The 17,698-nt window shown below is 64.9% G+C and carries 16 protein-coding genes; 9 read left to right on the top strand and 7 right to left on the bottom strand.

The annotated features are described in order from the left end of the window. Positions 1–18: 18 nt before the first annotated feature. The 3 genes from NLI89_RS16545 to NLI89_RS16535 all read left to right on the top strand — a co-directional run bounded on the left by NLI89_RS16545 (position 19) and on the right by NLI89_RS16535 (position 1,639). Positions 19–372, top strand: coding sequence for a hypothetical protein (locus NLI89_RS16545; protein ID WP_254688036.1), 354 nt, complete (start codon positions 19–21; stop codon positions 370–372). Further along, entirely contained in the window at positions 369–653 is a 285-nt protein-coding gene (locus NLI89_RS16540) for a DUF1971 domain-containing protein (protein WP_254688035.1), read from the top strand. Before NLI89_RS16545 ends, NLI89_RS16540 begins: the two co-directional genes overlap by 4 nt. A gap of 554 nt (positions 654–1,207) precedes the next feature. Further along, positions 1,208–1,639: a hypothetical protein gene (locus tag NLI89_RS16535; RefSeq protein ID WP_254688034.1), complete on the top strand. Its 432-nt coding sequence runs from the start codon at positions 1,208–1,210 to the stop codon at positions 1,637–1,639. Positions 1,640–2,044: 405 nt separating this feature from the next. Here NLI89_RS16535 and NLI89_RS16530 read toward each other — a convergent pair whose 3' ends face one another. Then, on the bottom strand, positions 2,045–2,926 hold the full coding sequence (locus tag NLI89_RS16530; RefSeq protein ID WP_254688033.1) for a hypothetical protein: 882 nt from the start codon (positions 2,924–2,926) through the stop codon (positions 2,045–2,047). Here NLI89_RS16530 and NLI89_RS16525 point away from each other — a divergent pair. The 4 genes from NLI89_RS16525 to cueR all read left to right on the top strand — a co-directional run bounded on the left by NLI89_RS16525 (position 2,886) and on the right by cueR (position 7,797). After that, positions 2,886–4,015 (top strand): IS3 family transposase gene (locus NLI89_RS16525; protein WP_254688032.1). Its coding sequence is split into 2 segments (ribosomal slippage): positions 2,886–3,147 and positions 3,147–4,015, totalling 1,131 coding nucleotides; the frame shifts between segments, so codons are not numbered across the junction. The genes NLI89_RS16530 and NLI89_RS16525 overlap by 41 nt on opposite strands. 380 nt (positions 4,016–4,395) lie before the next feature. Further along, a complete protein-coding gene (locus NLI89_RS16520) occupies positions 4,396–4,764 on the top strand; it encodes a hypothetical protein (protein WP_183937209.1) in 369 nt (122 codons plus the stop codon). Positions 4,765–5,113: 349 nt separating this feature from the next. Next, positions 5,114–7,417, top strand: a complete 2,304-nt coding sequence (locus NLI89_RS16515) for a heavy metal translocating P-type ATPase (RefSeq protein ID WP_368077292.1) — start codon at positions 5,114–5,116, stop codon at positions 7,415–7,417. Next, entirely contained in the window at positions 7,414–7,797 is a 384-nt protein-coding gene (gene cueR / locus NLI89_RS16510) for a Cu(I)-responsive transcriptional regulator (protein ID WP_254688031.1), read from the top strand. Before NLI89_RS16515 ends, cueR begins: the two co-directional genes overlap by 4 nt. 43 nt (positions 7,798–7,840) lie before the next feature. On the opposite strand, the gene NLI89_RS16505 is transcribed toward cueR, so the two are convergent. From NLI89_RS16505 to NLI89_RS16485, 5 genes are read right to left on the bottom strand one after another with little or no spacing between them, the layout of a single operon-like run. Then, positions 7,841–11,089: an efflux RND transporter permease subunit gene (locus NLI89_RS16505; RefSeq protein WP_254688030.1), complete on the bottom strand. Its 3,249-nt coding sequence runs from the start codon at positions 11,087–11,089 to the stop codon at positions 7,841–7,843. Next, positions 11,086–12,246, bottom strand: a complete 1,161-nt coding sequence (locus NLI89_RS16500) for an efflux RND transporter periplasmic adaptor subunit (RefSeq protein WP_254688029.1) — start codon at positions 12,244–12,246, stop codon at positions 11,086–11,088. The genes NLI89_RS16505 and NLI89_RS16500 overlap by 4 nt, the downstream gene beginning before the upstream one ends. Next, the gene (locus tag NLI89_RS16495) at positions 12,243–13,502 is read right to left on the bottom strand and encodes a TolC family protein (RefSeq protein ID WP_254688028.1); all 1,260 of its coding nucleotides are present in this window, start codon (positions 13,500–13,502) and stop codon (positions 12,243–12,245) included. Before NLI89_RS16495 ends, NLI89_RS16500 begins: the two co-directional genes overlap by 4 nt. A 54-nt stretch (positions 13,503–13,556) precedes the next feature. Beyond that, positions 13,557–13,904 carry a hypothetical protein gene (locus NLI89_RS16490; protein WP_254688027.1) on the bottom strand — a complete coding sequence of 116 codons (348 nt, stop codon included), beginning with the start codon at positions 13,902–13,904 and terminating at the stop codon, positions 13,557–13,559. A gap of 41 nt (positions 13,905–13,945) precedes the next feature. After that, the gene (locus tag NLI89_RS16485; protein ID WP_254688026.1) at positions 13,946–15,271 is read right to left on the bottom strand and encodes an MFS transporter; all 1,326 of its coding nucleotides are present in this window, start codon (positions 15,269–15,271) and stop codon (positions 13,946–13,948) included. Between the two features lie 86 nt (positions 15,272–15,357). Between NLI89_RS16485 and NLI89_RS16480 the strand changes: the two genes are divergently transcribed. Beyond that, positions 15,358–15,627, top strand: a complete 270-nt coding sequence (locus tag NLI89_RS16480; RefSeq protein WP_254688025.1) for a metal-sensing transcriptional repressor — start codon at positions 15,358–15,360, stop codon at positions 15,625–15,627. Between the two features lie 231 nt (positions 15,628–15,858). Here the strand turns inward: NLI89_RS16480 and NLI89_RS16475 are convergent, their stop codons facing one another. Beyond that, positions 15,859–16,776, bottom strand: a complete 918-nt coding sequence (locus NLI89_RS16475; RefSeq protein WP_254688024.1) for an ArdC family protein — start codon at positions 16,774–16,776, stop codon at positions 15,859–15,861. A gap of 389 nt (positions 16,777–17,165) precedes the next feature. Here NLI89_RS16475 and NLI89_RS16470 point away from each other — a divergent pair, with 389 nt between their 5' ends. Beyond that, positions 17,166–17,441: a hypothetical protein gene (locus NLI89_RS16470; protein ID WP_254688023.1), complete on the top strand. Its 276-nt coding sequence runs from the start codon at positions 17,166–17,168 to the stop codon at positions 17,439–17,441. The last annotated feature ends 257 nt before the right edge of the window (positions 17,442–17,698 follow it).

Raw genomic sequence — 17,698 nt, 5'->3', positions numbered from 1 at the left:
CGCCCCTAAGGAGCCCTGATGTCAGATCCCAATTCGCTCGATCCGTCCGAACTTCGCCGACGCGCGCTTTCGAGATGGGACAACGAAGGCGGTGCCCTCGCGCCGGTGCCGCATGGAACGCACGCGGATGTTCCCAACATGACGAACACCGAACTGGTCCAGCTCCGAGTTCGGGTGATCACGCTGGAAAACCTAATGATCGCTGTTTTGGCGGAAGGGTCGGATCGACAAGTCCAGGTTGCTCGGGAGATGGCAGAATACATCTCGCCCCGACCGGGCTTTACCCAGCATCCTCTCACGACCCAGGCAGCGGATCACATGACCGATCTGGTCGATCGCGCGGTCCACTTCCGAACGATCCAGCCGCAATGAGTGCGCCGGAGCCCTACAAGAGCACCCCTATATTCAATGAGAACACGCTACCCGCCGGGCTGCGCAGGGAGCATCGCACAAAGGCCGGCGTATGGGGCGTTATTCGAGTGCTGGAAGGAAAGCTGCGCTATCGGGTGCTTGATCCCGTTTCCGAAACGATCCTTGATCCGACCCGTCCTGGCCTCGCGCTCCCGGATCAGCCGCATTTTGTCGAGCCGCTTGGGGCCATGCGAATGCAGGTCGATTTTTATGATCGTCCTCCGGAGGAGCGGCAGACGTAGTGGTCGGGTAAGGCGTCGATATGGTTGCCGAGGTGGCGCGTTCACAACCGACGGTAAGCGTCACGGCGTCTTCGTCTGCCACTCGGGCGCGATCGTCATAAGCCGTCGCTAGACGAGCATGAGCGCTGCGCGCGCAGATGTCGGTCGCCTCGAGAGCGGCCCGGTGTGATAACCGCGCACGTTGGCGCAAATATGCGGCTTCGGATGGCTGAACCATACCGGTTCTCCTACAAAGCTGGAGATTCCCAATCTCGCCGGATGCTCGGTCAGATCGTCGGCGACGTGTAACCATAGCATCATTCTCGGCTGCACGCGATGCACATGGGCGCGGCGTGCCGGGTCACAGGACCGCGCAAGCGGCCGGCTGGCCGGGCAGCGGGGGAGCCGATTTGCGCAGCAAATTGGGGGGACCGCTGATCCTTGAGGCGGTGCGCCGCGTCCCTCACGATGGGAGGACACTGACCGTCCGCCTACAAATCAACGCGCGCCCGCAAGGGCGACCCGCTGTCGATTTTCTGCTTTCGTTCTCGACTCGACTGACTCATAGAATCGTCATGCCGATCTTGGCCGAACATCGCTGGCTCTATCCAATCGACTGGCCCGAGCTGTCAAAGCTGATCCGCTTTGGCCGCGCGGGTGGGCGCTGCGAACATTGTCGGCGTCCACACGGCGCGCGCGTGTTCCACCTCGGCGACGGGCGGTGGTGGGACGCCGATCGTCGGCTATGGCGCGACGGTCGGGGGCGGCGGGTGCGCGCGCCTAGTGCGGGCTTGGCGGCGATCGTCCGGATGACGCGGGTCTATATCGCCTGCGCGCACCTCAATCACGATCCGACCGACAACGCAGGCCGCAACCTCGCCGCGCTCTGCCAGCGGTGCCATATGATCCACGACGCGGCAGAGCATCGGCGTCGGCGCTGGCTAAACGCCTATCGCCGTCGGGCGCTCGGCGATTTGCTGGCGCTGCTCGACGCCGCGCCCGTCTGAGGTGTGCCACGTGGCACATCCTCTCGCGCGGCCATGCTGGTAGCGGGGTGAACCTCGCTATCGAATCCTGACGCGGAAAGAAGTATATGGAGCTTGCTGTTTCGTAATTGTCGATTGCGGAACTACCTGAATCCGTCGGGCTGCTACCCGGCGGGTTCAAACTTTCGGGCAATCCTAACCGATCACCGCTCGCTCTGACGATATTTACCTACGGAACGCCGGTCACGATCGCGTGAAGTCGCTACGGCGCCGTCCGTCCCTTGTGGGCGGACGGCGCCCGCGGGCCTGAAAGGGCAGCGGGCGCGACGGCCATGCGAGGCATGGCTGTCGCGCCGGCGACGGGGCTGATGCTGGGCGGAACGCCTAAAAGGGAAGGGGGCCGATCTTCACCGGCCCCCCAAGGTGTCAGGCCATTTCGTCGTCGGCCATTTCGTCGTCCATGCTGCCATCGAAACCGTCGTCACCCTCCATGTCGGTGTCGAAGTCCTCCGGCTGGCGCTCGGGCTGGTCGAACGCGCCGATCTTCATCGGGGCCGGAAGCCAGTTGGCGGGGAGCCGTCCCGACACGTTGACGGCAAGGTCAGCCTTCTTCTTGATGCTCGCGCAGTTCTCGGCACTCGGTGCGCCAACCTCCTCGCGCAACAGGTCGATCATCGCGGCACGGCGCATCTTGTCGAACAGGGCGATGGGAGCGGACCAACGGGCGGCAATGTCCACCCCGGTCGCCCGCGCGATCTGCTCGAAGTGATAGTGCCGCCTGCCGGGGGAGCCGCCCGCGAACACCGTGCCGTCCACGGTCATCGCCACCAATCCGGCAAGCAATGCCATCTTGTCGTCGGTCGCCAGTTCGCGGATTGCCTCGAACCGTCCTTCTTCGGGGATGGAAGCGAAGCGCGTCGCCATCATTTCCTCGACCGGGCGAACGTCGCTGGTCGCCATCAACTCGTCGGCGACTGTGGTCGTGATCGTCTTGGCCTGAACCTCAAGCGCCATCTGGTGGCTGTGCGCACCGTGAAGCAACTGGCCCGCAAGGCTGTCCAGCATGATGTCGAGCGCGAGCGCCGGGTCAACCGCGACCGCTTCCTGCACGATCTTGGTCTTGATGCGCGACAGGTCCGCCAACAGGCTGTTGCTGTAAAGCGGCGTCGGGCCGGTGCTGGTAGAGGTGGTTCTAGGAATCTGAACAGCGGGGATAAGTGGATTGCCGATCTGACAGCGGCCATGCTGGCCGCGAAGAGGAAGCAAGATGAGCAAGCGACCCCGCCGGAACCACAGTCCGGCATTCAAGGCCAAGGTGGCGCTGGCTGCTGTGAAGGGTGAGAAGACGCTGGCCGAGCTGGCGCAGGAGTATGAGGTGCACCCGAACCTCATCAACCAGTGGCGGTCCAAGCTGCTGGAGGGGGCGGCAGACGTGTTCGGAGCGGTTCCGGCAGCGAGCGAACCAGCGGTCGATATAACCGTGCTGCACGCCAAGATTGGTGAGCTGACGCTGGCGAACGATTTTTTGGCCGGTGCGCTCGGGAAGGCCGGTCTGTTGCCGAGCGCAAAGCGATGATCGACCGTGACCATGAGTTGCCGCTGACCCATCAGGCGCAGCAGCTCGAGATCAGCCGCGGCAGCATCTACTATCTTCCGCGGCCTGTATCCTCGGCTGACCTGGCGATCATGCGCCGGATCGACGAACTTCATCTGCTCTATCCGTTCGCCGGGAGCCGGATGCTGCGCGATCTGCTCCGTCAGGAGGATGTGAGCATCGGACGACGGCATGTTGCGACGCTGATGAAGCGGATGGGGCTAGAGGCGATCTACCGCCGTCCGAACACGTCGAAACCGGCGACGGGTCACAAGATCTATCCCTATCTGCTGCGCAGGCTGGCGGTGACGCGGCCGAACCAAGTTTGGGCGACCGATATCACGTATGTGCCCATGGCGCGCGGTTTCGTCTATCTGGTCGCTATCGTCGATTGGTTTACCCGGCGGGTGCTGGCTTGGCGGGTGTCGATCTCAATGGATGTCGCGTTTTGTATCGAGGCACTGGAGGAAGCGCTCGCCCGTTATGGCAAGCCTACGATCTTCAACAGCGACCAGGGCTCGCAATTTACCAGTGCGGCTTTCACCGCTGTCCTTCACCGAGAGAAGATCGCCATTAGCATGGATGGAAAGGGTTGCTGGCGCGACAACGTGTTCGTGGAGCGCCTCTGGCGCTCGGTGAAATACGAGGACGTGTACCTCAACGCATACACCTCAGTCCCGGAAGCACGCGCCGGCATCGGCCGATACTTTGCATTTTATAACAGCATCCGGCCACATTCAGCCCTTGGTACCAGGACACCGGACCAGGTATACTTCGACCAGCCGCTTCTCGCAGCGGCATGATCAACCAGCGGCGATCCACTTATCCAGACCGCGAGCCTGTTCAGACAACCGGGGCCACCTCTAGACAAACGGCAGGGTGCCGGCGAGAAAGTGATGTTTCATAGCGGGATTCCTCGACGATGGTTCCGGGACACTCTCCCACCGATACGATCGCAAGACCGAGCTAAAAAGACTCGGGATTTACATACCGCAGTGATCCCGAATTGCAGAGCTTGCCCAGGCCATCGCGTCAACTTGAACGGGTAGCGATCGACCGTCGCTGCAAGGCGGCAGGCAAAAATTCTCGGCCTGCGTAGTTTCCGACCCTTTATCGTGTCCGGTCGCCGGTCCAAAGGACCGAGAATCTTGCAAGGCGATCCCGCACATCCAAGGAATTCTTCATGACCGCACGCCGCTTTTTGATTGCAGCCGCATTTCTCGCCGCGCCCCTGATGGGCGCAGTGCAGCCGGCCATCGCCGCGCCCGGCATCGGCCATACCTTTTTCATGCGCGGAAGCGTGGTGGATGTCTCGGGCAAGAATCTTGTCGTGTGCATCGGGCGGGCAGACGGCGCCGAAGCCGGTCAGGTTCTCAAAGTCTATCGCAATGTGTCGCGGCCCGGCCCGCGTAGCGGCGCGAGCTTTACGCGGACCGAAATCGGCACAGTCCGCATTGATTCTACCTTGAACGACCATTTTGCGACTGCATCGCCGCTCACTGGCGGCGTGAAATTGCATGATATTGTCGAACTCGAGCGACCCGTTCGTTAAAGGCATCGTGCCTTAAAATGAGGCACATGGCCGGTATCATCGAGAGCGGGCTGAAACCCGTTCTCGATGCAGCGACCGTCGAGGGGAACAGGTCGCGGGCGCGTAACACTAAGTGAGAAGGGGCGGGGGTTGACCTTGACACGATGTCAGACCCTACATGCCTTCGGGTCGAAGGAATTGCGCCATGAACGATCCTCATTCTCATTCCCAGGCCGGGGGTTGCGGCTGCTCAACGAAGCAATCAGCCGAACCGGCTGCTCTGCCGTCGTCATGCTGTTCAGGGGCGTCGACTGCGCCAGTGGCAGCCGAACAACCGGGCAAAACGAGTGGCTGCTGTTCGGGAAATAAGGTGCCCGACAACGCGGCCAAGGTGACGGACCCGGTGTGCGGAATGACGGTCGATCCGGCAACAACGGCGCACCATGCCGCGCACGCCGGCCATGAATATCATTTTTGCAGCGCCGGGTGCCGGACCAAGTTCGTCGCCAATCCTGACGCCTATCTCGGCGACAAGCCGAAGCCCGAGCCGATGGCGACGCCGGGGGCGATATGGACGTGCCCGATGCACCCGCAAGTCCGCCAGGAAGGGCCGGGGACGTGCCCGATCTGCGGCATGGCGCTAGAGCCCGAAGAACCCTCGCTCGACGACGCGCCCAACCCCGAGCTGGTCGATTTCACGCGCCGGCTGTGGGTAGCGGGCGCACTCACGATCCCGCTGCTGATCGTCTCCATGTTCGCTGAAATGACGGGCTGGCATGTGGTCGGTCCTGCGGTCTCGCCGTGGGTCCAGCTCGCGCTCACCGCGCCGATCGTGCTGTGGGCCGGCTGGCCGTTTTTCGAGCGGGGGTGGACCTCGATCCGCACCCGGCACCTCAATATGTTTACGCTGATCGCGATCGGCGTCGGCGCGGCGTTCCTCTACAGCGTGGTCGCGACGCTCGCGCCGGGCATTTTCCCCGCGACGTTCCGGATGCACGGGGGCATGGTCCCGGTCTATTACGAGGCTGCCGGCGTCGTGGTGACGCTAGTGCTGCTCGGGCAAGTGCTCGAACTGCGCGCCAGGGCGGCGACAGGGCGCGCGATCCGCGCGCTCATGGACCTCGCCCCCAAAACGGCGCGCCGGCTGCGCCCTGACGGCTCTGAGGAGGAAGTCGGGCTTGCCGACGTGGCGACCGGCGATCGGCTGCGGGTCCGTCCCGGCGAGGCGATCCCGGTTGACGGCGTTGTGGTCGAGGGTCGCTCTTCGGTCGATGAATCCATGCTTACCGGCGAACCCGCGCCGGTCCTCAAGGAAGTCGAGGCGGCCGTCACCGGCGGCACCGTCAATGGCACCGGCAGCCTGGTCATGGAGGCCCGCGCGGTCGGTTCGGACACGATGCTCGCGCGCATCGTCCGCATGGTCGCGGAAGCGCAACGCAGCCGCGCCCCGATACAAGCGGTCGCCGATCGGGTGTCAGGCTGGTTCGTGCCGCTCGTCGTGCTGATCTCGATTGCGACGTTCATCACTTGGTCGCTGGTCGGCCCTGAGCCGCGCATGGGCCATGCTATCCTGAATGCCATCGCGGTGCTGGTGATTGCCTGCCCGTGCGCGCTTGGGCTTGCTACGCCAATGTCGATCATGGTCGGCACCGGGCGCGGCGCGACTGCCGGTGTGCTGGTCAAGAACGCGGAAGCGCTGCAAGGGCTGGAGAAGGTCGATACGCTGGTGATCGACAAGACCGGCACGCTCACGGAAGGCAAGCCTAAGCTGATCGCGGTCGAGACGGTCGGCGCGGTCGAGGAAAATGACATGCTCGCGCTCGCCGCGGCCGTCGAAGGGCAATCCGAGCACCCGCTCGCCCATGCGATCGTCGTCGCCGCGAAGGAACGTGGGCTCCAACTCGGCACGGTCGCGGACTTTGCCTCGCAAACCGGCCTGGGGGTCAGCGCCACGGTAAACGGCCGTTCGGTCGTGATCGGCAACGCGGCGCAAATCAGCCGGATCGGCGCTGACCCCAAGCCGCTCGATGCCGCGGCCGATCGTTATCGTGGTGAAGGGGCGGGCGTCATCCTGGTCGCGATCGACGGTGCGCTCGCCGGCCTGCTTGGGGTCGCCGATCCAGTGCGAGCCTCGGCGCACGACGCTATCGCCGCGCTTCGCAAAGAGGGTCTGCGCGTCGTGATGCTCACGGGCGACAATCGTGGGACGGCCGATGCGGTCGCGCGCGCCGTGGGCGGTCTCGATGACGTGCGCGCCGATCTGCTGCCGGAAGACAAGGCGCGTATCATCGGCGAGCTGAAGGCGAGCGGCGCCAAGGTCGCGATGGCTGGCGACGGCATCAACGACGCGCCGGCGCTCGCCGCTGCGGATGTCGGCCTGGCGATGGGAACGGGAACGGATGTGGCGATCGAAAGCGCCGGCATGACGCTCACCCGCGGCGATCTCTCGGCGATCGTGCGGGCACGCAAGCTCGCTCGCGCGACGATGCGGAATATCCGCCAAAACCTGTTCTTCTCATTCCTGTTCAACGGGATTGGCGTGCCGGTCGCGGCCGGCGTGCTCTACCCCGTCGCGGGCATCCTACTATCGCCGATGCTGGCGGGTGCGGCGATGGCGCTCTCGTCCTTCACCGTCGTCCTCAATGCACTACGGTTGAACGCGGTGAAGCTGTGAATATAGGGGCGGCGTCGGACGCCAGCGGCGTCTCCCAACGCATGATCCGCCACTACGAGAAGATCGGCCTCGTCCCCGCGCCGCCACGGCGCGGGAGCTACCGGGACTATGGCGACGTCGACGTCCATCGGCTGCGATTTATCGCCAACGCGCGCGACCTGGGGTTTCCGATCGAGGAGATCCGCACACTGCTGGGGCTGTGGTCGGATCGCGATCGGTCGAGCGCGGAAGTAAAAGCGTTAGCCGAATCCCGCGCTGCCGAGCTTGGCCGCAAGGTTCGCGCTCTGGAAGCCATGCGATCGACGTTGGTTGACCTGGTGGACCGCTGCCACGGCGACGATCGCCCCGATTGCCCGATCATCCGCAGCATGGAGGGATAAATTCGCTGATCCTCGGCTTGGTCGCGCCGGTAGTCGGACGCCATCAGCGCCCTACTGCCGGAACGGTGTCAGCTATGACTGCCGGGCGCTTCGCCTGACGGCGCGCCATCAGGCGCGCCGTCCAAGCAGTGATCGCCGGCAGCACCAACAGGGTCAGCGCCGTCGACGTGATAAGTCCCCCGATGACGACCGTCGCCAAGGGTCGCTGCACCTCGGCGCCGGTGCCCGTGGCGAGCGCCATCGGCACGAAACCGAGCGAGGCCACCAGCGCGGTCATCAACACCGGCCGCACCCGTTCCATTGCCCCGTCGGCGATGGCCTGATCCTCGTCCTCGCCCTCCTCGCGGTGCTTGCGGATCGCGCCCATCATCACGAGTCCGTTGAGGACCGCCACGCCGGACAGCGCGATGAAACCGACCGCAGCGGTAATCGAAAACGGTATGCCGCGGAGCAGCAGGGCAAACACCCCGCCCGCGAGCGCCATCGGCACCGCCGAGAACACGATCGCCGCGGGGATGAAGCCGCCAAGCGCCATGTAGAGCAAGGCGTAGATCGCGAGAAAGCAGATTGGCACCACGATCATCAGCCGCAGCCGGGCCGATTGCAGGCTCTCGAAGGTGCCGCCCCATTCGGTATACATGCCGGCGGGGAGCTGCATCTGCCCGATCTTCGCCTGGGCTTCCTCGACGAATCCGCCAAGGTCGCGGCCCCGCACGTTGACCTGGACGATCACCATGCGCTTGCCGTTCTCGCGGCTGATCTGGTTCAGCCCCTCGGTGTAGCTGAACCGCGCGACCTCGCGAAGCGGGATCGAACGTGCGACCTGACCCTCGGCAGCGGGCAGCATGACGGGAATCGAGCCAAGCGTATCGACGTCATCGCGCTGCGCGTCGGGGAGCCGGACCACGACCGAAAAGCGCCGATCGCCCTCGAACAGCAAGCCTGCCTCGCGCCCGCCAAGCGCAGCGGCGACGGTGTTCGCAACCTCCTCGACAGTGAGGCCGTAGCGAGCGACCGCCTGGCGATCGATCTTCACGTCGAAGGTCGGCGCCCCATCGGTCTGCTCGGCGCTCACGTCGCCAGCACCCGGGATGGTGCGGACGGCCGCGGCGATCCGCCGGGCCTGTTCGGTCATCTGGTCGAGGTCGTCGCCGTAGAGCTTGATCGCAACGTCGGACCGGACGCCGGCGATCAGCTCGTTGAATCGCATTTGGATCGGCTGTTGGATCTCCGTCCGGTTGCCGATCAGCGGTTTCATGCGCTCCTCGATGCGGCGCAGGATGTCCGCCTTGCTGTGCACGTCGGACGGCCATTCGCTCTCGGGTTTGGGGATGACATAGGTGTCGGACGCATTGGGCGGCATCGGATCGGTGCCAAGGTCGGCGTTGCCGTTCTTGGAGAAGACCAGCGCCACCTCCGGCAGCGTCTTTAACGCATTCTCGATCTGGAGCTGCATCTGCGTTGATTGGTCGATCGACGCGGAGGGAACGCGAAAGTTGGTAACGGTGATGTCTTTCTCGTCGAGCTGCGGCATGAATTCCTCGCCGAGCAGCCCGAAGCACAACACCGCAGCGACGAAAACGCCGATGCCGCCTATGATGAAGGGCAGGGGTCGACGGATCGCAAATCCAAGCGCCGGGGCATATTTCGCCTTGAACCAGCGGAGCGGCCGCACCTCCGTCTCGCTGACGCGGCCCTTGATGATGATCGCGATCATCGCCGGCACGAAGGTAAGCGACAGGACGAACGCGGAAGCGAGCGCAAGCATCAGTGTGGTCGCCATCGGCGCGAAGGTCTTGCCTTCGACGCCTTGGAAGGTAAGCAGCGGCACGAAGACGAGGAAGATGATGAGCTGGCCGAAGACGGTCGGCCGGATCATTTCCTTGGCCGATGCGATCGTCACCTCTAGTCGTTCCGACAAGGTGAGTAACCGGCCTTCGCGGTGCTGGCGCTCGGCGAGGTGGCGTAGCGCATTCTCGACGATGATGACCGCCCCGTCGACGATTAGGCCGAAGTCGAGCGCGCCAAGGCTCATCAGATTGCCCGACACCCCAAGCGCGTTCATGCCGCTTGCCGTCATCAGCATGGTGATGGGGATCACCGCAGCGGTAATCAGCGCAGCGCGCACGTTGCCGAGCAACAGGAACAGCACGACGATGACGAGAAGCGCACCTTCGATAAGGTTCTTCTCGACGGTCGCGATGGTCGCGTTGACGAGCTTAGAGCGGTTATAGACCGCCTCGGCGAAAACGTCGGGTGGCAGCGCCTTGTTGATCTCGGTGAGCTTTGTGGCGACGCTGGTCGCGACGATGCGGCTGTTGTCGCCGACGAGCATCAGCACGGTCGAGATAACCGCCTCCGATCCCATGCGACTGCCGGAGCCGGTGCGCACCGCGCCTCCGATCACGACCTGGCCCACGTCCTTCACGCGAACGGGGACGCCGTTGCGCGTGGCGACGACGGCCTCCTGAATATCCTCGATCGATTTCAGGCGAGCGTCGGCACGAACAAGGAAGCTCTCGCCGGCGCGACGGACATAGTTCGACCCGGCGGACAGGTTTGCCCGCTCCATTGCGTCCGCCAGCTCGGTGATCGAAAGACCATAGGAGGCGAGCGCATTGAGGTTTGGTTCGATCAGATATTGTTTGACGTAGCCGCCATTGGAATCGACGCCGGCGACGCCTTTCACGGTCCGCATTTGTGGCCGGATGATCCAGTCCTGCACGGTGCGCAGATAGGCGGCCTTGGCAAGTTCGGTAGTAAGGCGCTCGCCCTCGGGAGTGAGATAGCTGCCGTCCGATTGCCAGCCGGGTTTCCCGTCGACGGCTTTCACGCCCTTGCCGTCGGAATGGCGGAAGGCGATCGAATAGAAAAAGATCTCGCCAAGGCCAGTGCTGAGCGGGGCAAGGTTGGGCTGCACGCCGGCGGGCAGGCTGTCCTTAGCTTGGGCGAGCCGTTCGGTGACTTGCGCCCTCGCAAAATAGATGTCGGTCGCGTCGGTAAAGACGGCCGTCACCTGGGCGAAGCCATTGCGCGAGAAGGAGCGCGTCATCTCTAGGCCGGGGATGCCGGCAAGCGCGGTCTCGACCGGGAACGTCACCTGCTTCTCAATGTCGACCGGGCCGAGCGTCGGCGCGAACGTGCTAATCTGCACCTGCCGGTTGGTGACATCGGGCACGGCGTCGATTGGCAACTTGGTGATTTGCCACGCCCCGAAGCCGACAACGAGGAGGGTGAGGAAGGCGACAAGCCAGCGCAGATGCACCGACGTCGATAGGATGCGCTCGATCATTCTGCGCCTCCTTCGTTCTTTTCGAGTTCGGCCTTGAGCAGGAAGGCGTTAATGGTGGCAATCGGCGTGCCGGCCGCGAGGCCGTCAGCGACGGCGACCATGCCGCCCGACCGACTCCCGATGCGGATCGGCTGCGCCTTAAAGCCGCTGCGCGTGCGAACGAACACCACAGTTTGATCGCCAAGCGTTTGCACCGCGTCCTGTGGGATCATCACCCCGCTCTTGGTCGCCCCGCCACTGGCGAGGATGCGCGCCTGTACAAGCTGGCCGGGGGATAGCGTGCTGGTCCCTGCGGTCGGGGTCACGACCACGGTCGCGGTGCGCGACTGCGGGTCGACGACGCCGGTGCTTGCGCGGACGCGGCCCGCGATTGAGCGGCCGTCGCTGGTGGTTAGTTCCACCCGGTCGCCCGTGCGGATGCGCGGGGCGTCGGCGGGGGGCACGCTTGCGGTGATCTGGAGCCGGCGCGGATCGGCGACGCGGAACAGTTCGGTTTCGACCGCTACGAACTGGCCAAGATTGGCTGCGGCGTTCGTCACGCGCCCCGATATGGGGCTGACGACCGCGACGGAGCGGCCGTCACCGGACACTCGCGCCGCACCGGCCGCGGCGCTGGCGCGACGCGCGTCGGCCTGCGCCACGGCAAGGTTCGCCTGGGCAGACTCAAAGTCCGCGCGGGGGCTGACGCCCTGGGCAAGCAGCGTGCGCTCACGCGCGAGCTGACGCGACGCGAGCGTCACCCGCGCCGATGCGGCCGAACGATCGGCGGCGATCTGCGAAGCATCGCGGCTCTCGACCAAGGCGAGCGTCTGCCCGGCGCGGACAGGATCGCCGATCCGCGAGAAGATGCGCGTGACGGTGCCGGGCGCGCGGGCAGTCAGCACCGCCTCGGCATCGGGCGTGGAGTCGACCGTGGCTGATGCCAGGATCGCTGCGTCCAGCTCGCCGGACGTAGCAGGCGCGACGGTGATCTGCGATGTCGCAACGGCCTGTTGGGTCATCGCGACCGCGTTGGCGGGCTTGGCCGGCGCGGTCGCCTGGATAGGCGCTGGCGCTGGCGCCGGTGATTGGGTCAGGCGCGCAGCCCCGAAGCCGAGCGCGGCAGCGCCGACCAGCCCGACGGCGGCTCCCGTGTAGAGACGATTCCTGTCGGTCATTGGACCGGTTCTCCGGTGATGGTGAGGCCCGACAAGCGGGCGAGAGTGGCGCGAGCATCGAGACGGGCGACAGCAGCATCGAGGATGGCGCCGCGCGCGACGCCGAGATTGTGTCGGGCGGCGAGCAGCTCGATCAGGGGCGACTTGCCCGCTTCGTAGGCGATGCGCGCGAGCCGGTAGCCCTCCTCGGCAGTAGCCATCGATCGTTCGGCAGCGACGGCCCGGTTGTCAGCCGCTGCGACAAGCGCAAGCGCGGCCCGCGTGCCGGCTTCGGCATCGAGCCGAGCCGCTGCGGCCCGCGCTTCGGCACCCTGAAGGTCGGCACGCGCCGCTGCGACGTTGCCGCGATTGCGATCAAAGATCGGGAGCGGCACCGAGACGCCGGCGACGACGGCGGGACCGCTCGCCACACGAAGCTGGCGGACACCGAGCTGGGCAGTGACGTTGGGTATGGCGAGGCGCTGCTGCACAGTTACCGCCCTTGCCGCGGCCTCGCGCTCGGCCTCCGCCACGCGCACCGTCGTCGCCTGCATCGGATCGAGCGGCCCGGTGACGGCCCGCGCATTCAGCCGATCGAGCAGCGATTCCGAGACGCCGGTGAACGGCGTCGCCACGCCCGCCAGCGCCGACAGGCGCGCGAGCGCGACGGTCTTCTGCGCGCGGGCGGTTTCAAGCTCGGCTTGGAGCGAGTTCAGCTCGGTTTCGGCCTGCACCTGGCGTAGCCGCGCCTCCTTGCCTGCGCCGACGAGCGCTCGCGCGACCCTCAGGTCGGCGGTGGCTTCCTCAACCTCGTCCTCGGCGAGCGCAATGCGCCGATCGGCGATCTCTGCACCCGCATAGGCGCGGGCAAGCTCGGTCGCGTAGGCGAGGCGCCCGTCGCGGTTGCGGGCCTGAGCCGCGACGACACCGGCTTCGCCGGCTGCGATCCGCGCCGATCGCTTGCCGCCCAGTTCAATCGGCTGATCGATTTGGAAGGTCGTCTGCCCTTGGTTGCGAGCGTTCCGGGTAAGGTCGCCCGCGAAGTTCTCAATATAGACGTTGATCGATGGATTGGGACGCGCGCGGGCTTGCTCTGCAAGGCCGCGCGCGCGCGCAACGTCGGCGTCCAGCACGGTAACGCGAGGGGTGTCGCGGGTCTGGTTCAAGAGCTGCGCAAAGGGTGGCGCGGTCTGCGCCCACGCCGTTCCTGCGGGCGACAGCGCCGCAAGCGTCCCGGCCAACGCGAGCGCGCGTTGCCGGCCAAGATAGCCGTTCATAATCATTAATTCTCCGGGAGGGTGGGCCTGTCAGCGCGCTCGCGCCGGCGAGGCTTACCCTTGCGGAGGTCTTAGCAGCTCGGAAGGATCGATCCCGGCGCTCAGAATGGCGTCGACAACAGGCCAGGCATTACCGGCAATGAAAGATACGATCGGTGCGGCAAACGGTCCCGCCGGCGCGACCCATTGGCCCGCTGCGTGGGCGAGCAGATGAAGCGGCGCATCGAGGTCGCCCATCTTGGATCGACCGTAGTCGTGGTCATGCTCGATCGATGCGGCATGATGCGGATCGTGGTCATGGACGGTCGCGCTATGCCAGCCTGAAAGGGTAGCAAGGCCGAACATGGCAATCATGGCGAGGATGGCGCCGAAAAATGCAGATTGGGAACGACGTTGCGCCATCGGCACAAGCCTAGGCGGCGTGTCGGAGTGGAGCAAGCATCTCACCGTTTAGGCCATTGCGGATGCCGACGATCGATGACGTAGGGGTGATCGCCCTGCGCGTGAATGTGAAGGTGGGGATCATTAGCTGCCAAATCGCCATGCTCGTGCGCGACCGCATCGGGGTCGCTTGCCGGCCATATCCAGACCGCGACGAGCGTGCCGATCGCCGCGACGACGGCCATCGCTCCGAACGCGGCCGTCATGCTGACGCGCGCGCCAAGCTGGCCGACGAGCGGGTAGCAAACCAGCCAACAGACGTGGCTGAGCGCGAATTGCGCGGCGAAGAGGGCAGGACGGTCCTCGGCATTGGCCGATCGCCGCAGCAACCGCCCTGAAGGTGTCACGCTCGCGGAATAGGCAACACCTAGGACCAGCCATCCGGCGAGCAGGACGTGCCAGTAGGCGGCTCCTGGTGTCATTGACGCGGTGATTGCCGCCAACGCAGCAAGCGCGAGAGTCAGCACCGCCGCAGCGGCCAGCATGACGGTGCGGTCCGCAACGCGGTCAAGGATGCGCGGCAGGGTTAGGGCGGCGGTGATCGAACCGCCCCCGAATGCGGCGAGGGTCAGCGCGACGTCGCGCTGGCCGAGCCCCATTCCGCGCACGATGACGACGGTGTTGACGATGACCATCGCGCTCGCCGCAGCCGCTGTAAGTGTCAGCGCGAGCAACCCGCGCAGCCGCGGGGTGGCGAGATAGATGCGCGTGCCGCGTGTCGTCTTGTCGTAGATGCCACCTTCGTTTTCGACCGGGGCCGGCTTGGGAAGGACGGTCGAAACGACCAGCAGCGCCGACGACACGAACCCGATCGCGGTCCCGGAGAAGAGCCAGTGATAGCTCATCAGCGTGAGCAGCCCTGCCGCAAGGATCGGGCTCGTCAGGCTCTCCATGTCGTAGGCGAGCCGCGAAAGCGAAAGCGCGCGGGTATAGTCGCGCTCCTCGGGCAGCACGTCGGGGATGGTGGCCTGGAAGGTCGGCGTGAACGCGGCCGATGCCGATTGCAGCACGAAGATCAGAACATAGACCTGCCAAACCTGGCTGACGAACGGGAGACACAGCGCGGCGACGGCTCGGATCACGTCCATGCCGACCAGCAGCGCGCGGCGTGGGACACGATTCGCGAAAGCCCCGGCGATCGGCGCGACGCCGATATAGGCGACCATTTTGATGGCGAGTGCCGTTCCGAGCACAGCGCCGGCGCTGCCTCCTGCAATGTCATAGGCAAGCAAACCCAGCGCAACGGTCGCGAGACCCGTTCCGACCAGCGCGATGATTTGCGCGAGGAAAAGGTGCCGGTATGTCCGGTTGGCAAGCACGCTAAGCATGGCGCCTCTTATCCCCCCAGGGGGATAGAGTCTATCCCCCTGGGGGGATACTCGACAGGACCGGGTGTGAGACCCTACATAGGAGTATGGCGCACAACGCTCACACCAGTCACCCGGCGATCATCAAACGTCTTAACCGCGCCGCTGGGCATCTGCGCAGCATCGTCGGCATGATCGAGGGCGAGCGGCCCTGCGTCGATATTGCGCAGCAGCTACAGGCGGTCGAGAACGCCATTGCCAGCGCCAAGCGTGCGCTCATCAACGACCATATCGATCATTGCCTTGTTCACGCCGAAGAGGGGGAGGGGACAAGGGTCGCGGTCGAGGAGTTTCGCGCAATCTCGAAATACTGGTGACAGTTGCGCCGTTCCCCCGCTCGGCGGGTGAGCGGCGCGCGATTTCGGGCTAGTCGGTGTGGAAGCGTTCGCTCCAATCGAACGTGCCCGCATAATTACGGAAGCGGCGACGGCATAAACGGACCCTAATTCTCGTCGTGCCAGCTAAGTTCGATCTTCGTCAGATTCTTGCTCTTGGGTCGATTCTTCGAAAGTGATGGGAGCGCGGCACTGCGGCCGCGCTCGATCAGGTCATGCGGCCTCCTCCATCTGCGAGGCGGTCTCGATCGCCATGCTGCTCAAAAGCCAATCGGCGGCGGCCTGCGCCTGCGTCGCGGCGGCGAAGATCGCCCGCTTGTCGCTGCGGAGGGTTTGGAGCCAGTTCGCCAGATAGGCAGCATGGTCCTCGCGATCGTGGAGCTTGATGCCGATCGCGCCGCTAATGAACGCGGCCCCTAGCTCGGCAACCAATTCCTCGCGGGCATAGTCCTCGCGCTTGGTCGAAATGAGCGACGGACGGGCAAGGCGATCGACGTGGCCGGTCGCGTGGGTCAGTTCGTGCGCCAAGGTCGAATAGTAATCGTCGCTGGTGTGGAAGTCCGCAAACTCGGGCATGGTGACGTAATCGCCGCTCGGCTGATAATAGGGCTGCGAACCGTGGTGGCGAAGGGTGACGGGCACGCGACCGAAAAGCGCATCCAGCTCGGCGTCCCGCTCGTCGGGGTTGGTGGCGGTGATGATCGGCGCGGGAGCGGGGTATTTCGCCTCGATGCCGTCGATCTGCTCGGCGTTGAAAACCGTATAGCGTTTCAGGAAGGGAATACCGCGCTTGACCTCCTCGCCAGCCTTGTTCTCCTCGACCCGTTCGATCCGGTTAGCATAAACGACGACGGACCCTTTCTCGCCCTTGCGGACGCATCCGCCGAGCGCGATGGCCTGCTTGAAGGTCAGCCAATGGGGGGCGGCATAGCCCTTCGTCATCGCCGCAACCCACAGGGTCAGGACGTTGATGCCACGATAGGGAACCCCGGTGAAGCGGAGCGGGATATTCGGCGCGGTGCTCCCGTTCCACGATTTCGACCAAGGCCGGGTGCCAGCCTCAATCATGGCGATCATCTGATCGGTGATTTCCTGATAGACGTCGGCTCGGTTGTCGGTGATCCGTCCCATGATTTTGTCCTTTCCTTTGAGGCTGAAAGCCGGTCGCAACAGCAACCGGCTCTGCCTTTCCGGCGAGGAACGGGATGGGGAGGGAGGGCGAGAATCTGACCACTGGCGCGGGCGAGCCGCCCTAGCGCGGCCGACGCCTATAGGGCGTCGGGTGCCGCGCTTGGCGGATTACACGGGTGGTCTGATTGTCGTTCGGGAACGAAAGGGCAGCCGCCCTTGGTGTTCCCTCGCGCAGTGGGCCTCCGGGGGAGGGCTCCGGCGCCAACGGACGAGCGTCGCGCCTCAAGCGCGTCCTCACGCGCTGCCCGACACACTCTTGGCAGCGCGCTCGATATAGACGATCTGCAGAGAATGATTTGGCATCAGCGCCGAGATGGAGCTTTCAGCACGTGACCAGCATTCGCATCCTGCATCGTGATCCTGCGGGCAAAATTTTTGACGGGCAGGAAGAATATGATCTCGCGCAGTTCGCCGGCCAGGTGCCCGCGATCGGCGACATCATCCTGAACCCTGGAGTGCTTCAAGGCCTCGACAGGCACGATCCGCAAAACCGATCGATTTGGACCGTGGTCGGTCGGGTGTTCAATCCGCGCGACCGGGAGGATACCGTCGCGCTGATCGTCGAGAGTCGTGACGGCAACCCCGCCGACGAAGCGTTTGCCTGAGACGGGGAGGGGGAGGCCGTTGCGCCGCCCCCCTTCGGTTACTCGGTTGATACGCCACGGGATATGCACTGTGCGGGGTCTACATGGGGACTGGCTATACTTTGTCCTATACTTTGTCGGCCCCCTGCGGCTCCCGCCCAAGCCGTAGGGGGCTAGCCGGGGGGCGGCGCTTCGGCCCTGCCGGGGCGGCGCTAAGGGCTCCCCCTCAAACTTGAACGCTTGTGGCGCGAGGAGCATATCCGCTGGAGAAAGGATTA

It is taken from the genome of Sphingomonas faeni (genome assembly GCF_024273235.1).
GTDB lineage: Bacteria > Pseudomonadota > Alphaproteobacteria > Sphingomonadales > Sphingomonadaceae > Sphingomonas > Sphingomonas faeni_A.
This window is presented reverse-complemented; position numbering and strand designations above follow the sequence as displayed.

What these genes read in the sequence shown, in the direction of transcription:
- NLI89_RS16545 (WP_254688036.1), top strand. Translation starts at nt 19, where the DNA reads ATGTCAGATCCCAATTCGCTCGATCCGTCCGAACTTCGCCGACGCGCG.
- NLI89_RS16540 (WP_254688035.1), top strand. Translation starts at nt 369, where the DNA reads ATGAGTGCGCCGGAGCCCTACAAGAGCACCCCTATATTCAATGAGAAC.
- NLI89_RS16535 (WP_254688034.1), top strand. Translation starts at nt 1,208, where the DNA reads ATGCCGATCTTGGCCGAACATCGCTGGCTCTATCCAATCGACTGGCCC.
- NLI89_RS16520 (WP_183937209.1), top strand. Translation starts at nt 4,396, where the DNA reads ATGACCGCACGCCGCTTTTTGATTGCAGCCGCATTTCTCGCCGCGCCC.
- NLI89_RS16505 (WP_254688030.1), bottom strand. Translation starts at nt 11,089, where the DNA reads ATGATCGAGCGCATCCTATCGACGTCGGTGCATCTGCGCTGGCTTGTC.
- NLI89_RS16500 (WP_254688029.1), bottom strand. Translation starts at nt 12,246, where the DNA reads ATGACCGACAGGAATCGTCTCTACACGGGAGCCGCCGTCGGGCTGGTC.
- NLI89_RS16495 (WP_254688028.1), bottom strand. Translation starts at nt 13,502, where the DNA reads ATGAACGGCTATCTTGGCCGGCAACGCGCGCTCGCGTTGGCCGGGACG.
- NLI89_RS16490 (WP_254688027.1), bottom strand. Translation starts at nt 13,904, where the DNA reads ATGGCGCAACGTCGTTCCCAATCTGCATTTTTCGGCGCCATCCTCGCC.
- NLI89_RS16485 (WP_254688026.1), bottom strand. Translation starts at nt 15,271, where the DNA reads ATGCTTAGCGTGCTTGCCAACCGGACATACCGGCACCTTTTCCTCGCG.
- NLI89_RS16480 (WP_254688025.1), top strand. Translation starts at nt 15,358, where the DNA reads ATGGCGCACAACGCTCACACCAGTCACCCGGCGATCATCAAACGTCTT.
- NLI89_RS16475 (WP_254688024.1), bottom strand. Translation starts at nt 16,776, where the DNA reads ATGGGACGGATCACCGACAACCGAGCCGACGTCTATCAGGAAATCACC.